Origin of the sequence: Marinitoga sp. 1154 (assembly GCF_013363285.1) — a bacterium.
In the GTDB taxonomy this organism is placed as follows: domain Bacteria; phylum Thermotogota; class Thermotogae; order Petrotogales; family Petrotogaceae; genus Marinitoga.
Genome location: NZ_LBFB01000001.1, coordinates 201,411 through 217,482 on the forward strand (window position 1 = coordinate 201,411; position 16,072 = coordinate 217,482).

General features: G+C 27.7%; 14 protein-coding genes, 4 tRNA genes and 1 riboswitch. Of the genes, 7 read left to right on the plus strand and 11 right to left on the minus strand.

What is annotated here, in order from left to right; translation table 11 throughout:
- Window positions 1-9 precede the first annotated feature (9 nt).
- The 7 genes from purM to XO12_RS01045 are packed head-to-tail and all read right to left on the minus strand — an operon-like array spanning window position 10 to window position 6,499.
- Window positions 10-969 (minus strand): phosphoribosylformylglycinamidine cyclo-ligase, encoded by a 960-nt coding sequence (gene purM, locus XO12_RS01015; RefSeq protein WP_047268072.1) that lies wholly within the window; start codon window positions 967-969, stop codon window positions 10-12.
- Window positions 959-2,329 carry an amidophosphoribosyltransferase gene (gene purF, locus XO12_RS01020; RefSeq protein ID WP_175419539.1) on the minus strand — a complete coding sequence of 457 codons (1,371 nt, stop codon included), beginning with the start codon at window positions 2,327-2,329 and terminating at the stop codon, window positions 959-961. The genes purM and purF overlap by 11 nt, the downstream gene beginning before the upstream one ends.
- A 2-nt stretch (window positions 2,330-2,331) precedes the next feature.
- Window positions 2,332-4,476, minus strand: coding sequence for a phosphoribosylformylglycinamidine synthase subunit PurL (purL, locus tag XO12_RS01025; RefSeq protein ID WP_175419540.1), 2,145 nt, complete (start codon window positions 4,474-4,476; stop codon window positions 2,332-2,334).
- A complete protein-coding gene (gene purQ / locus XO12_RS01030; RefSeq protein WP_047264965.1) occupies window positions 4,469-5,128 on the minus strand; it encodes a phosphoribosylformylglycinamidine synthase subunit PurQ in 660 nt (219 codons plus the stop codon). The genes purL and purQ overlap by 8 nt, the downstream gene beginning before the upstream one ends.
- Window positions 5,128-5,388, minus strand: coding sequence for a phosphoribosylformylglycinamidine synthase subunit PurS (purS, locus tag XO12_RS01035; RefSeq protein ID WP_047264779.1), 261 nt, complete (start codon window positions 5,386-5,388; stop codon window positions 5,128-5,130). Before purS ends, purQ begins: the two co-directional genes overlap by 1 nt.
- Complete coding sequence (gene purC / locus XO12_RS01040; RefSeq protein ID WP_047264964.1) at window positions 5,385-6,086, minus strand: phosphoribosylaminoimidazolesuccinocarboxamide synthase; 702 nt, start codon at window positions 6,084-6,086, stop codon at window positions 5,385-5,387. Before purC ends, purS begins: the two co-directional genes overlap by 4 nt.
- Window positions 6,087-6,091: 5 nt before the next feature.
- The gene (locus XO12_RS01045; protein WP_047264778.1) at window positions 6,092-6,499 is read right to left on the minus strand and encodes an AIR carboxylase family protein; all 408 of its coding nucleotides are present in this window, start codon (window positions 6,497-6,499) and stop codon (window positions 6,092-6,094) included.
- An 80-nt stretch (window positions 6,500-6,579) separates the two neighbouring features.
- Window positions 6,580-6,681: riboswitch (purine riboswitch) on the minus strand.
- 195 nt (window positions 6,682-6,876) lie between these two features.
- Here XO12_RS01045 and XO12_RS01050 point away from each other — a divergent pair.
- The 3 genes from XO12_RS01050 to XO12_RS01060 all read left to right on the plus strand — a co-directional run bounded on the left by XO12_RS01050 (window position 6,877) and on the right by XO12_RS01060 (window position 7,127).
- A tRNA-Glu gene (locus XO12_RS01050) sits at window positions 6,877-6,952 on the plus strand.
- Window positions 6,953-6,965: 13 nt separating this feature from the next.
- Window positions 6,966-7,041, plus strand: a tRNA-Val gene (locus XO12_RS01055).
- Between the two features lie 10 nt (window positions 7,042-7,051).
- A tRNA-Phe gene (locus XO12_RS01060) sits at window positions 7,052-7,127 on the plus strand.
- Between the two features lie 305 nt (window positions 7,128-7,432).
- Here the strand turns inward: XO12_RS01060 and thrS are convergent.
- The 4 genes from thrS to XO12_RS01080 are packed head-to-tail and all read right to left on the minus strand — an operon-like array spanning window position 7,433 to window position 12,857.
- Window positions 7,433-9,349 carry a threonine--tRNA ligase gene (gene thrS, locus XO12_RS01065; RefSeq protein WP_175419546.1) on the minus strand — a complete coding sequence of 639 codons (1,917 nt, stop codon included), beginning with the start codon at window positions 9,347-9,349 and terminating at the stop codon, window positions 7,433-7,435.
- Between the two features lie 25 nt (window positions 9,350-9,374).
- Window positions 9,375-10,172, minus strand: coding sequence for a RidA family protein (locus tag XO12_RS11200; RefSeq protein ID WP_197073295.1), 798 nt, complete (start codon window positions 10,170-10,172; stop codon window positions 9,375-9,377).
- A gap of 12 nt (window positions 10,173-10,184) precedes the next feature.
- Entirely contained in the window at window positions 10,185-11,255 is a 1,071-nt protein-coding gene (gene prfA, locus XO12_RS01075) for a peptide chain release factor 1 (RefSeq protein ID WP_047264777.1), read from the minus strand.
- Window positions 11,256-11,315: 60 nt separating this feature from the next.
- Complete coding sequence (locus XO12_RS01080) at window positions 11,316-12,857, minus strand: iron ABC transporter permease (RefSeq protein WP_047264776.1); 1,542 nt, start codon at window positions 12,855-12,857, stop codon at window positions 11,316-11,318.
- A 24-nt stretch (window positions 12,858-12,881) separates the two neighbouring features.
- Between XO12_RS01080 and XO12_RS01085 the strand changes: the two genes are divergently transcribed.
- The 4 genes from XO12_RS01085 (at window position 12,882) to XO12_RS01100 (ending at window position 15,787) form a co-directional block, all read left to right on the plus strand.
- A complete protein-coding gene (locus XO12_RS01085; RefSeq protein ID WP_047264775.1) occupies window positions 12,882-13,994 on the plus strand; it encodes a metallophosphoesterase in 1,113 nt (370 codons plus the stop codon).
- A 46-nt stretch (window positions 13,995-14,040) separates the two neighbouring features.
- Window positions 14,041-14,116 (plus strand) — tRNA-Ala (locus tag XO12_RS01090).
- Window positions 14,117-14,187: 71 nt separating this feature from the next.
- Entirely contained in the window at window positions 14,188-15,009 is an 822-nt protein-coding gene (locus tag XO12_RS01095; RefSeq protein ID WP_175419541.1) for an HAD family hydrolase, read from the plus strand.
- Window positions 14,951-15,787 carry a hypothetical protein gene (locus tag XO12_RS01100; protein ID WP_175419542.1) on the plus strand — a complete coding sequence of 279 codons (837 nt, stop codon included), beginning with the start codon at window positions 14,951-14,953 and terminating at the stop codon, window positions 15,785-15,787. The genes XO12_RS01095 and XO12_RS01100 overlap by 59 nt, the downstream gene beginning before the upstream one ends.
- Window positions 15,788-16,072: the final 285 nt, after the last annotated feature.

Consider the following 16,072-nt stretch of genomic DNA (forward strand, 5'->3'; position numbering starts at 1 on the left):
ATCGCCTTCCTAAAATATTAATTCTACCTTTCTTTTTCCTTTTGTTATTTTACCAAGTTCTATAATTTCTTCTTTATATTCAGAAAGTTTATTTTTAACCATATTTAATTTATCTGGACTTACAACATAAATCATTCCTATTCCCATATTAAATACTTTAAATGCCTCTTTTATAGAAACTCCTGCATTCAATATATCAAAAAAAACTTTATCTAAAGTCCAGTTAACATACACTTTGGCACTTAATTCTTCTGGAATTACTCGAGATAAATTTTCTTCTATACCTCCACCTGTTATATGTGCTGCAGCATTTATAAATTTCCTTATTGATAGAGTTTGATTAACCATTAACTTCGTTGGAGTGATTAATCTTTCTGAAAATTCTAAAACTCCGTCATTTAATAATTTTCTGATTAATGAAAAACCATTTGAGTGTATACCACTAGATTTTATTCCTATTAATATGTCACCTTCTTTTACATTTTTTTTTCCTAAAATTTCATTTTTATCAACTATACCAACTCCAAAACCTGCAACATCTACTCTATTGTTTATCAATAATCCAGGTAATTCAGCCGTTTCGCCACCAATTAGTCTGCAGTTAACGCTTTCTAATACATCAATTAATGAATTCAAAAATTCCGAACCATCAATATTGTTTAGCTTTCCTGTTGCATAATAATCAAGGAAAAATAAAGGTTTCGCTCCAACACAAACAAGATCATTTAATACCATCGCTACGAGATCTTTAGCTATAATATCCCATTTTTTTCTTTCTTCAAGCAAAATCATTTTTGTTCCTACTCCATCTGTACTTGCGACTAATATGGGATTATCATAATTCTTTAAAATATACTTAATTGGAAAAAGACCAGCATACATTTCAGCATTCTCTTTTAATTTATCTTTTATATTATTGATCATTTTATTTGCTTCATCTATATTTACGCCACTATTTTTATAATTCATCATGCACCTCCATAAAACAATGAAAACAATAATTGTTATAGTCTTCTTTTAAAATCTTTCTTATTCCTTCAAGGGAAGTGTATCCTAAAGTATTCGCACCTATTTCCTCTTTTATTTCTTTCACTTTTTTACCAAATGCTATTAATTCTTTTTTTTCTGGTATATCCACACCCCAATGACAGGTATTAACAACTTTTGGACTTGCGATTCTTACATGAATTTCTTTTGCGCCCGCATCTTTTAACATAGTTATAATTTTTTTCATTGTGGTTCCTCTTACAATTGAATCATCAACTAAAATTACTCTTTTCCCTTTTATAACAGGAGAAATTGGAGGCAGCTTTCTTCTAACACCAATTTCTCTATCTTTTTGATTTGGATTTATAAATGTTCTGCCAACATATCTATTTCTCATTAATCCCATTTCTATAGGTATTTTGCTTTCTTTTGAATATCCTATAGCTGCAGAAAAACCACTATCAAGCACAGGAACAACAATATCTGCATCAATTGGATTTTCCATAGCACATAATTTTCCTAATTCTTCTCTCATTAAATGTACATTTCTCCCAAAAATATTAGAGTCTGGCCTTGCAAAGTATATATGTTCAAAGAAACAAAATCTTTTTTTATTACTCTCAATTTTGTATTTTTTTATCCCGTGAGCGGAAAATTCTATTGCTTCTCCGGGTAATATTTCTTTTATGTTTTTATAATCTGGATTCAAAAAATTAAATCCACTATCTTCCGATGAAATAAAATATCCATTTTCTGATTCGTAATAATATAATGGTCTATATCCATATTTATCACGTATCGCTATAATTCTATCTTTAAATAATAATAACAAGGAATATGAAGGAGATACATATTTAAATATTGTTCTGGCTATATCTTTTAAAGTCCATTCTAAAATATTTTTACTTAGATTTTTTATTAATATATGTAATATTAATTCAGTATCGCTTTCAGTTAAGAATATCGTACCCTTTTCTTCTAATTCATTTCTTAATTTTTCCGAATTTTCTATCTGTCCATTATGTGCAATTGCAAAATGTTCGTTTCTAAACCTAACATGAAATGGCTGAGAATTTTGAATTTCTGATTTCCCTCTGGTAGAATATCTAACATGACCAATTGCTATATGACTATTTATTTTTTTTACTATCCCATTACTAAAAATATCCGCAACCATTCCCATCTTTTTATAGACCTTAATTTCATTATTCTTTTCATAAGCTATACCAGCAGATTCTTGACCTCTATGCTGAAGAGATATTAATCCTTCAACTATATATGGAATCGTATTACTTCTATTTTTTAAAAAAACACCGAAAACCCCACATTCTTCCATTAACATAATCATTCCTCCATATATGATTCAATAGATTTAAAATATGTATTGTATAATTCTTTAAAACTAAATTTTTCAAAACCTAAATTAATTCCATAATCAGCTGGCATAACTTCTCCAATTTTTTTATAATCAATATTGTAATCTTTCAAGTATTTTTCAAAGATTTTTTCTTTTTCAGGAGATATTGAAACAATAAATCTTGATTGGTTTTCTCCAAATAATTCCTCAATACTGTTACCTATATAACCATTGAATCCTTTTCCACCATTTAAAGCTGATTCCAATATAGCAATTGCTATACCGCCTTTTGATACATCGTGAACAGATTTAACAATTTTATTCTTTATTAACTTTAATATTGTTTCATATAAATTTAATTCTAATCTTTCATCTATAATATCTATCTCTCCACCAACAAAATTTTTTAAAATTTTCTGATATAAACTACCGCCTAACTTTCTTTTATCCAGTTCAACTTTTCCTATTAAATAAACTTTATCAAGATTGTCTTTAAACGTCATGTCAATAATATTATCCACATTCACTTCTCCAACCATGCCAATTACAGGTGTTGGCAATATTGATTTATTTCCTGATTCATTATAAAAACTAACATTACCACCAGTTACAGGAACATCGAGAACTTTACATGCATGTGATATCCCATCTATACTTTTTTCAAATTGCCACATAACCATATCATCTTCAGGATTACCAAAATTCATATTATCAGTAATTCCTAACGGTTTTGATCCAATAGAGACGAGATTCCTTGCCGCTTCAAAAACGATATTTTTACTTCCTTCAAATGGATTAATATATGTATATAAACCATTTCCATCGATTGTAACTGCTATTCCTTTTTTTGTATTTTTTATCCATATTACAGAAGCATCTGCTTTCCCTGGAATAATTAAAGTATTTGTTCCTACTTTATAATCATATTGTTCGAATATCCAGGATTTATTCGCTATATTCAGATTACCTAACATCTTAAATAAAGCTTCTTTTAAATCAATATCTATTTTTACACTTTTATTTTTTATTTTTGATATATACTCGGGTTCTTTTGTTTTTCTATACATTGATGGTGCATCAACAAGGGCAGAAATAGGCATTTCTGATAATAAATTTCCATTTTTTAAAATTCTTATATTCTTTCCTTCTATAGTTTTGCCTATTACTGAATAATCCAAAAAGTATTTTTTTGCAATTTTTTCTATTTCTTTTTCTTCCCCGGGTTCAACTAAAAATAGCATTCTTTCCTGAGATTCTGATAACAATATTTCCCATGGTTTCATGTTCTTTTCTCTCAAAGGAACCTTTTCCATATATAATTCACAACCAAGATTTCCTTTAAAAGACATTTCTGATGAAGAACTCAAAATACCAGCAGCTCCCATATCCTGACATGCCAAGACCCCTCTTAAACTTAATATTTCAAGAGTTGCCTCGATTAAATTTTTTTCAGAGAATGGATCTCCTACCTGAACAGAAGGTCTTTCGTCTTTTCCTGAAAGTTCTTTAGATGCAAATGACGCTCCGTGAATACCATCTCTTCCTGTTTTTGAACCAACATAAACATATAATTTTTCTGATGAATTAGCTTTTGATGATGCTAATTTGTCTTTTTTCACCAAACCCACACACATAACATTTACAAGTGGATTTGAATCATAACTCTCATCAAAAAATGTTTCACCTGCGATTGTAGGAACACCTATTGAATTGCCATATCCACTTATTCCAGAAATAACACCCTCAAAAATATTTTTTGATTTTACACTAGTTCCAAACCTTAATGAATCAAGTAAGGCTACAGGTCTTGCGCCCATTGCCAAGACATCTCTAACTATTCCACCAATACCTGTCGCAGCTCCTTGATAAGGTTCTACAGCACTGGGATGATTATGGCTTTCCACTTTAAAAACAACCGCATAATCGTCTATTAAAACATATCCTGCATTTTCATTTTCAATGTTCTTGGGTAATTTTTTTAATAATTCTTTTGAATGCTTATAACCACAATGCTCAGACCATTGAGCAGAAAACATGTATATTTCCAGTTCATTAGGTTCTTTGTTTAAAGTCCTTTTTATTTTTTCATATTCAAATTCCTTTAAACCAACTTCAACATAAAAATTATTCATTTTCTAAAGACCTCCTGATTGAAAGTAAAATTTCTAATCCATCACCATTCCCTAAGATTTTTAATGAATTTCTTTCAGGATGTGGCATCATTCCAAGTACATTAAAAGTTTCATTATATATTCCTGCTATATTTCCAATGGAGCCATTTGGATTTTTAATATACTCAAAAGCTATTAAGTTTTTATTTTTTAGTTCTTCGTAATTTTCTATATAATAGTTTCCTTCTGAGTGAGCTATAGGAATGGTTAGACTATCTTTTGTTATATATCTTGAAAATGCCGTTTCTCTATTAATTGGTTTAATATCAACATCTTTGCATATAAATTTTAATGAATTATTTTTTGTTAAAGCACCTGATAATATTTCAGCTTCTGTTAATATTTGAAAACCATTACAAACTCCAAGAACAAAACCATTTTCGTTTAAGATATATTTTTCTATTTGTTTCATAACTGGAGAAAATTTAGCCAATGCTCCAGCTCTCAAGTAATCTCCATATGAAAAACCGCCAGGGATAAATATCAGATTATAATCTTTTATATTTTCATAATCATGCCATATATATTCTGTTTTGAATCCAGCCATGTTAAGGGCAAATTCTGCATCTCTATCACAATTACTACCAGGAAAGACTATAATTCCAGCTTTTATCATATTTCTATCTCCTTTAACAATTTTAATTCAAAATTTTCTAAAACAGGGTTTATTAAAGAATTATAAGTTATTTCTTTTGCAATTTTCTCTGCATTATCCTTGTCTTTTGCTGTTATTTCAAATGTAATTAATTTTCCAAATCTAATATTATCAATAGGATATTCCAATCTTTTCAATACTTTTTGTGTCGCACTACCCTGAGGATCCAGAATTCCATCTTTTAATATAATCAATACTTCAAAGAAAAACTTTTTCATAAATCTATCCTCCTTAAAAATTCGGAATATTTATCAATAATATCTCCTTTTTCTTCTCTATAAACATCTTTATCAAGTGACTCTAAAGTTTCTTTATCCCAGAATCTACACGTATCTGGAGAAATTTCATCTCCCAGATATATCTTTCCATTATTAATTCCGAATTCAAGTTTATAATCAACAAGAATAATATTTTTTGAAATCAAAAAATCTGATAATATTGTATTTATTTTTAAAGAATAATATTCTAATTTATTTAAAATATACTCCTCAACCAATTTTAAAGATAATATAACATTTCTACAAATCATCGGATCTCCTAAATCATCATTTTTTAGTGAAAATTCAACAATTGGTTTTTCTAATTTTATACCTTTTTTAATTCCATATCTTTTGCAAAAACTTCCTGCAGTATAGTTTCTTATAATAATTTCAAGGGGAATAATATTCAGTTTTCTTGCAATAAATGCATTTTCATTTAAATCTGAAATATATTGTGTGGGAAGACCTTTTTCTTCAAGCATCTTAAAGAAATATGTTGATATTTTTTTATTTATTTTACCTTTTCCAAGAATAGAATCTTTTTTCTCTCCATTAAATGCTGTGACATCATCTTTAAAATAAATAATAACTTCATTTTCACCATTTTCATATACTTTCTTTGCCTTTCCTTCGTATAATAAATTTAAATTTTGTATATTCATTATTTACCCTCCAATTCCAAAATTCTTTTTGCAAAATAAGCTGCATTTTTCATTCCATGATTACCAATACCCATTGTTCCAACAGGAATACCTTTTGGCATTTGAACAATTGAAAGAAGAGCATCAACACCATTTAATGGACCAACATCGCGAGGAACCCCAATTACAGGAAGAGAGGTTAAAGAAGAGACAACACCAGGAAGAGCAGCTGAAAGGCCTGCAACAGCAATAATTACTTTAAAGTCTGGAGATAAATTTTTCATATAATTTGTTAATTCAATGAGATTTCTATGAGCACTATAAACTTTAAATTCATATTCTACATTCCATTCCTCAAAAAGTTCTAACGCCTGTTTTACAAAATTTTCATCTGATTTACTACCAGCAATTACCAATACCTTTGGCATAATATTCCTCCTTTGGTAAAAATGAATTTTTTTTTAAAAAACAAAAACGCCTCTCAGGAAGAGAGGCGTGATTAATATAAAACCCACACCCCTCTTCCTGTAGTCAAGCAGTTTACGGCTGCCTGGTAGAGACTCCTGAGCCATATTCTCAGGATTATACAGGAAGAGGATGTACAATATTCAATTTTTATTTCCTTACAACGCGATTCTATCAAAAAAAATATTAAAATGAAATATATTTAAGATTAAAATAAAATGAATTCATTAAATTTTATACTCCATTTAGAATTTACATAAATTCAATAATTATTTCCTTGACATTTAAACTTTTTTCTGGTATTATATATTTCGGTTGTGAAAGAAGCTGTAATTGAATTGCCCCCATCGTCTAGCGGCCTAGGACATTGGCCTTTCACGCCAAAGGCACGGGTTCAAATCCCGTTGGGGGCGCCAGAGAAAAACGAGTGGGTGCTTAGCTCAGCTGGGAGAGCGTCTGCCTTACAAGCAGAAGGTCGTAGGTTCGATCCCTGCAGCACCCACCATTTTATTAGCGGCCAGGTAGCTCAGTTGGTAGAGCACTGGACTGAAAATCCAGGTGTCGACAGTTCGATTCTGTCCCTGGCCACCAAAAAATCTCCGATTTTTCGGGGATTTTTTATTTTACCATTTACATTTATTTATTCCGATTACTCGCTATAAGCGAGCAATAACTCAAAAATTTTTTATAAAATCAAAATTATTTTAACCAATACCCGCGATAGCGTGTAAGGACAATCTTCGAGTTTTTGCTTACTTAACTTTTTGGATATACTATTCAATAATATTATCTAAAATAAAAAAAAGCAGCTAACAGCTGCTTTTTTGAATATAAATAAATTAAAAATTTTATATACCGTAGTAGTATTTTTCTTATTTTCTAAAAAAATCTCAGTTTTAATAACTCAATTTTAAACTTCTATTTTTAATTTCTTCTTTTACTGTTTTAATAAATTCTTCAAGTTCTATATCTTCTGCTGTATTACCCTCTCTTGTCCTAATATTATATTTTTTGGTTTCTATTTCTTTTTCACCAATAACTATCATATATGGTATTTTCAACATTTGAGCATTTCTTATCTTATAACCAACTGTAGCATTTGAATCATCTAATTTAATTCTCAAACCCTCTGAATCCAATCTTTCATATAATTCTTTTGCAGCATCAATATATTTATCGGAAACAGGAATAATAGCAATTTGTTCAGGAGATAACCATGTTGGAAATGCTCCAGCAAAATTTTCAATCAATATACCAAAAAATCTTTCAATCGATCCATATATTGCTCTATGTATCATAACCGGTCTTTGCAATTCATTATTATTATCTACATAATGTATATCAAATCTTTCAGGCATCTGGAAGTCCAACTGAATTGTTGCACATTGCCATTTTCTTCCAAGAGAGTCTTTTATATGAAAATCTATTTTCGGGCCATAAAAAGCTCCATCTCCTTCATTTATTTTATAATTAATATTTGATTTTTCCAGAGCCTTTCTCAATGCTTCTGTAGCAATTTCCCATGTTTTTTCATCACCCATGTGATCTTCCGGCATTGTGCTCAAATCAGCTTCGTATTCAAATCCAAATGCACTATATAATTCATGAGTAAATTCAATTACCTTAATAATCTCATCTTCAATTTGTTCTTTTGTACAGTATATATGAGCATCATCTTGAGTAAATGATCTAACTCTGAATAGCCCATGTACCACACCACTTCTTTCATATCTATGAACTTTACCAAATTCCGACATTCTTATTGGTAAATCTCTATAACTATATACTTTTGATTTATATATTAATATATGTCCAGGACAATTCATTGGTTTTACTGCATATTGAACATCATCTTTTTCTGTAAAATACATATTTTCTTTATAATGATCCCAATGACCAGATTGATGCCATAATTTTATATTCATAATTAGCGGAGTAATAACTTCATCGTAACCATATTTTTTATGCAATTCTCTTGAAAATTCCAATAATTCATTTATTACTTTTGCACCTCTTGGCAAAAAGAAAGGCATGGCAGGCGCTAATTCGTTTTCAAACATAAACAAATCCAGTTTAGGACCTATTTTTCTATGATCTCTTTTTTTGGCTTCTTCCAACATCTTTAAATATTCATCTAATTGAGCCTTTTTAGCAAAAGCTGTTGCATAAATTCTTTGAAGCATCTTGTTTTTTTCATTTCCTCTCCAATACGCTCCTGAAACGGATAATAATTTAAAATGTTTAATTTTTCCTGTTGAAGGTAAATGAGGACCTCTACACAAATCAATAAATTCTCCCTGCTTATAATAACTCACTATATCATCTTCAATATCTTCTAAAAGTTCTAATTTATACGGTTGATCTTTAAATAGTTCTTTAGCTTCTTCTTTGGTAATATCAAATCTTTCTATAGGCAAATCCTCTTTTATTATCTTCTTCATCTCAGCTTCAATTTTCGGCAAATCATCCTCGGAAATTTTTTCTTCTAAATCAAAATCATAGTAAAATCCATTTTCAATCACAGGCCCAATAGCCAGTTTTACATCATTTCCATATAATCTCATTACAGCTTGAGCCATAATATGAGCTAAAGTATGTCTAAATATAACAGGAGCTTCTGAGTCTTTATCTGTGATAATTTTTACTGTAGAATCCTTTTCAATTGGTCTTTTTAAATCGTATAATTCACCATTAACAAGTGCCCCTAAAGATTTTCTATACAACCCTTCCGATATATCTCTGGCAATATCTGCAGCAGAAACTCCTTTTTTATATTCTTTTTCTGAACCATCAGGTAAAATAATCTTAATCATATCCATTTATATCACCCCTTTAAAATTATTTTTTTGCAATGCAGGAAATCTCAATGTCAACATTTTTAGGAAGTTTTGAAACCTCTACAACAAATCTTGCTGGATATGGTTTTTTAAAATACGTTTCATAAACAATATTAAATTCTTTGAATTTAGAAATATCTGTTACAAAAACGCTAACCTGAACAACATCCTTAAATGTAAACCCAGCTGTATTTAAAATCTTTTTAAGATTTTCCATTACAAGTTTGACCTGCTCAACAAAAGATTCTGGTATTTCGTTTGTTTCATAATTAACAGGTATTTGTCCTGAAATATACAATTCATTATCTTTTAATAGCCCTGGAGAATATGGTCCAACAGGCGAAACTGTATCAGGTGTAATACCTTTTTTATTATTAAATAATTTTATATGAAGTTGAGTATCAAATAAATCAAAGTAATTTAAATTTAAAAATTTTATGAGTTTTAATAAATTATCTTTATCTTCAAAATATTTGAAATAATTATTTAAAATAAAAGATAACATCAAATTATAAGAGATATAATATATTATAAATGAAAATACATTAGACTTCATCAAAGATACAGAAATTAAAAAAGCGGTTGCAACTATAACAATGCTAAAATAGTGTGTGAAAATTTTTAACCCATCTTTTTCTTTTGAAAATAAATATGTCCCAAGCAATTGAGTCAATGTAGTAATTGTAAAAAAGAAAAGAAAAAATCCATTTACTTTTGAATTGGTGATTACAGAAGAAAAACCTGTTATAACTGTTAGAATCCATGATAGTTTATAAAAAATATCAAGATATAATTTCATAAATTCCCCCCTTTATATTTCAAGATTTCCTAATTTTTCACTTAAATCCCATTCCATTAATTTATCTATTATTTCATCAAGATCTCCTTCCAATACGTAATTTAACCTGTAAGTAGTAAATCCAATTCTGTGATCAGTTATTCTATTTTGAGGAAAATTATATGTTCTTATTTTTTCGCTTCTTTCTCCGGTTCCTATTTGTGCTCTTCTTTGTGAAACCAATTGTTCTTGCTGTTTTCTAAGCGCCTCTTCATATAATTTAGCTCTTAAAATGGACATCGCAGCTTCTTTATTCTGATGTTGCGATCTTTCATTCTGACAGGTAACAACAATGCCTGTTGGAATATGAACTATTCTAACAGCAGATTCTGTTTTATTCACGTGTTGCCCACCTGCTCCACCTGCTCTATAAGTGTCTATTCTTAAATCCTTATCATCAATTTTCACATCAACATCTGTAGCCTCCGGTAAAACTGCAACAGTCGCCGTTGAAGTATGTATTCTTCCTCCAGATTCTGTTACAGGAACTCTTTGAACCCGATGGACACCACTTTCATATTTTAATCTACCAAAAACCCCTTTTCCTTTAATCTTTATAACAGCATTTTTAGTTCCTCCGATTCCTGTATCGCTTAATTCCATAATTTCATGTTTCCAACCTTTATTTTCTGCATATCTTAAATACATTCTCATTAGATCTGATGCAAATAGTGCTGCTTCTTCGCCACCTGTTCCTGCACGTATTTCCATAATAATATTTCTTTCATTGATTTCATTTCCTGGTATTAATAAACTCAATATTTCTAAATTATACGTTTTAATATTTTTTTCAGCTTCTTCCAGCATAGAAATATATTCTTCATCTTCTATTTCACCATCATGTTTTAATATTTCCAACGTCTCTTTATCTTCAATAGCTTCTTCTAATTTTCCAAATAACTCTTTTAAAGTCGATAATCTATTATGTTCTTTTCCTAAATGCTGTAATTGCTCTAAATTAGAAGTTATATTTGTATCAGCTAATTTTTTTTCAACATCATTTAATTTTTCAAGAACCTTTTTTTTAAATGATAGTATATCCATATAAACACTCCCTATTCTTTTTTTGCTATTATATCATATTTTCATTTTTTCTTCAAAAAATTATTGTTTTTCTTTGTTTAAAAAAATGGATAGATTAAATGTTATAAATATTATTATTATTGTAATAGATGCTAGAGATTGACTTTCTAAATAATATCTTGCATTTGAAAGCATATAATTGACATTTGATAATAGTGGAAAATAATCTAAAGACTGCATTGTATATGAAATGGTAAATTCACCAAATATAATAGCAAAAATTTGTAAAAAAACAGATAACAAAGTATTTTTTAAAAGAGGCAATTCTATAAATAAAAAACTTTTCATTTTATTTGCTCCATCGATTTTTGCAGCTTCTATTATTGAGTAATCAAAAGATAGAATACGTTGTTGTAAAAATGTATAAGCCAATGGTAAAGTTATTATTATATACCCAATTGACAAAAGAATGGAATACGGTAAAGAAAAATCAATATTTAAACTTAAAAGTCCCATGGCCAAAAAAGCTGAAGAAATCCCCAAGGATGAAATAATAAAAACATTTGAAACTATCATATCTTTATGTGTTTTTATATTTCTTAAAATAATATACGTAAAAAATACAACTATAATACTTACAATAAGAGAAAGAAAAAATGTATTATAAAAAGATTTTAAAATAGGATAATATGAATTTAAGCTTTCAGAAAACAAATTCATAAAGCCTTTTAATGTAAATTTATTGTTTATAAAATCATAAAAACCAGATATCATTCCTGTTAAAACAATAGAATATTCATAAATTAAATAAAATAAAGAAATAATTAGAAAAATAATATTTGTTTTAAATCTATAATTCTCTTCAATTTCTAATTCATGAATTTTTGGAATAGATATGATATAATTTAGTAAAAGCAAAATAAAAAATTGAATTATAGCATAAGTTAAAGCTTTTGAGAAATCAAGAGAGCTTCTCAAAGTGGTAAAAATCGCCACTTCAAATGTTGAATATTTTATACCTCCAAGCGATAATACAATTGCAAAACTAACAAATGAATATGTAAATACAAGAAATGCTCCTTTTAAAATGGCCGGAAATATTAATGGAGAAATAATTTTTTTTAATATAACTATTGTATTTGCACCATCAATAATGGCATTCTCTATGTAATTTTTTGGAATAGATTTTAATGAATCTGAAATATATTTTACAAATATGGGAGAGTTATAAAATGAATGTGCCATTATAATAGCTGTTAATGAATATAAAACATTTATATGAAACATTTTATACAATATGCTATTTGAACCATATAACAATGAAAATGCTATTATGGTTGGAATTGCCGGAAAGAAAAAAGGAATAAAAAAAGAGTTTTCTAATAAATTGCTTAAATAATTTTTTTTATTTGCTACATAAATTGCTGGAAAAATAGAAATAATAAATGAAAATAATACGGATAAAGATGACTGTAATAATGTGAATTTAAGAATCCTGATGGTTCTATTTTTTACTAAAATGGAAAAAAAATTATTTAGATCAAAAAAGTTAATCAACAAAATTCCTATAGGAAATAACCATAAAAGTAAAAACAAAAAAATAAAAAAATATAATTTTTTCATATATTCCTCCTTGGGGGTGAGATTTTGAAAAGGACAATTTTGTTTATTTATTTCCTAATATTATCACTTTATATATCAGCCAATTTTATATGGTATCCATATTTAACAAATCAAGGCGACACGTATGCCACTATTAATTTTAAAACATTAGATAAAAATATTCAAGTAAAATTATATGAAAATAATGTTTTAATTCAAATACATAAAAACATACAAAACGGAATTGTTAATTTAAAAGTTAAAAATCTCAAGCCAAATACAAAATATGCATATGAAATTATAACAGATGATGACTATTATAAAGGAATATTTAAAACAAAAAACAAACAGGAAAAATCATTAAAATTTGTAGTATACGGTGATACAAGATATTATTATAAATATCATAGAATGATTATAGAAAAGATTATAAAGGAAAAACCGGAATTTGTAATTAACGTTGGAGATATGGTAGAAAATGGAAATGAAATGAAATACTGGAATAATTTTTTTTATACAATAAGAGGCTTAAATACTTTTTATTATCCTGTTTTAGGTAATCATGAAAAAAATTCGAAGATTTATTACGAAGCATTTGACTTACCAGAAGGTGGAGGGGATTATAATAAAAGATGGTATAGTTTTTCATATGGAAAATATCATTTTATTATCCTGGATTCAACTATACCAACAAAATCCCAAATTTTTAAAAGTCAAACAATATGGCTTAAAAAAGATCTTGAAAAAAATAAAAATAAAATAATATCAGTAATCTATCATTATCCTTTCTGGAATAATTCTATATATATATGGAGAAAACAGGAAAAAAAGCTTGAAGATACATGGAGACCTATATTTGAAAAATATAATGTTAAGTTAATATTTAACGGTCATGTTCATGGATATGAAAGATTTGAAAAAAATAATATAATCTATATAACAACTGGAGCCGGAGGCGCACCTTTTGATAAAGGAACAAAAAACAAATATGTTCCATATACAAAAAAAATAGTCTATGGTATTTTAGAGTACGTATTAGTAGAAGCATCAGATAAAGATATTAAAATAACTGTAAAAGCAGTAGGAGAATCAAAAAATTTTAGTATGAAAGACATAAAACCGGTGAATAAAATAATTGATTATGTAGAATTAAAATAAGATATATTGACATTTAACAAAGTTTGTTATATAATATGTATGGTTTGGGGTCGTGGCGCAGCTGGGAGCGCGCTACCATGGCACGGTAGAGGTCGTGGGTTCAAGTCCCATCGACTCCACCAGTATGGGGAATTAAAATTCCCCATTTTTTTATTTTTAAATATTTATGTTATAATTTTACGGAGGGGTAAAAATGAAAAAAAAAGTATTTGTATTTGATTTAGATGGTACTCTACTAAATGGTGAAGAAAAAATTACTATACCTACTATAGAAGCTATAAAGAATATACATGAAAAAGGTTATTTTATAATAATAGCAAGTGGCAGAATGTATAAATCCACAAAATTTATTATAAAAAAATATTTATCTTTTTTAAACAACATTCCTATAATCTCATACAACGGAGCATATGTTGTATCTCACACAGGTGAAATTGTTTTCGAATCCGATATTGAAGATAGCCTTGCAATAGAAATAATTAAGGAAATAAAAAAAGAGAATATACATGTACAAATATACTTAAATGATGAATTAATTTCAGATCAGGAAAATACAGAAATAAAAGGTTATGCAAAACATTCTGGAGTTAATTATAAAATAGTAAATGATTTAGAAGAGTATATAAAAAAAACTCATGGTCCAACAAAAATACTGGCCATATCAAAAGTTGAAAAATTAGATAAACTACAAAAAATGATGGTTTCTAAATATAGTAAGAATTTAAATATAGTAAGGTCATTTAATATATACCTTGATTTTTTGAGCAAAAATTCATCTAAAGGAGCAGCATTAAAGAAACTTTCCAAAATTTATGATTTTGATATATCAAAAGCTTATATTTTTGGTGATAGCGAAAATGATATATCTATGTTATCATTATCAAAAAACTCATATGCTATGGGTAATGCTTCTAATCATGTTAAAGATGCTGCAAATCATATTGCGCCATCAAATAATGAAGAAGGTGTTGCAATTGTTCTTAAAAAAATATTATCTGATACTCATAATCATTAGTATATACATAATCGCTTTTTCAACAAAAATTCCTGTATTTAAAAACGAAAGATTTATAGGATATATTAATACATCAATAAACGATTCAACAAATCCAGAAATAATTAATGGCTATTGGTTAAACTTAAAGGAAATAAATGAAGAGCTTGACTACTTTATACTTGGTTCATTAAACTCATATGATTTAATATATGAATTTAGCATTGAATTGGGAAGTTATCTTTTAGAAAAAGGCTATGATTTTATAATATTTGGTAATCTAAAAACATTAAAAAAAGATTCTAAAAATTTTTTGAATTATATAGCAAGCTCTCCTTATATAACTTCTCAGGTACTATATATAATGTTAAGGGGGTTTGAAACTGCAGGAATTTTCCCAATCGTTTACATAGATAAAGAAGTTAGTAAAGAGGTTAAAAATTCTCTTGAATTAAAATCTGGTAAAATAAATTATTTATCAGATTTTAATGCTGATAAATATATGTTTTATGATAAAATGGAAAAAAAGGTATATTTAAATAGAGAAATTATGCCGAAATTAACTTGGGAATTACCATCTAATAAAAACATGGAAAATACAATAAAAAAAATTTTTGAAAATTCAATAATCATAACTGGCTGGTTAGGAAATAATTATAAAACTTATTATAGAAAGTTACCAAAAAATAGCAAAGAAAAAAGCATAATTTATTTTTCAAAAAAAGTTGAAAAAAGAGTTAAAGACTTTCTAAATAAGAATATTGTTATATACTCTGCAAAAAAGAATTGGGATTGGTAATTGAGCGAATTCAATTTAGAGAGAGGCAATCCAGAAAACAAAGTAAAAAATAAACCAGAGGAAAGAAAAGGGGACAAAAAAGTAGAAAATAAATATGAAAAGTGAAATAAAGACAAAAACAATCAATGAGAAATACAAATGAGAGTATATGCTTAAATTAAGTATTGTGTAAAAATATGTATATATCAAAGAAAGAAATACAAATAATGGAAAAAACTAAAAAGAACTAAAAAACTTAGACGCTTTAATTTTAATAAATTTGGCAGACTTAAAAATATAAATAAA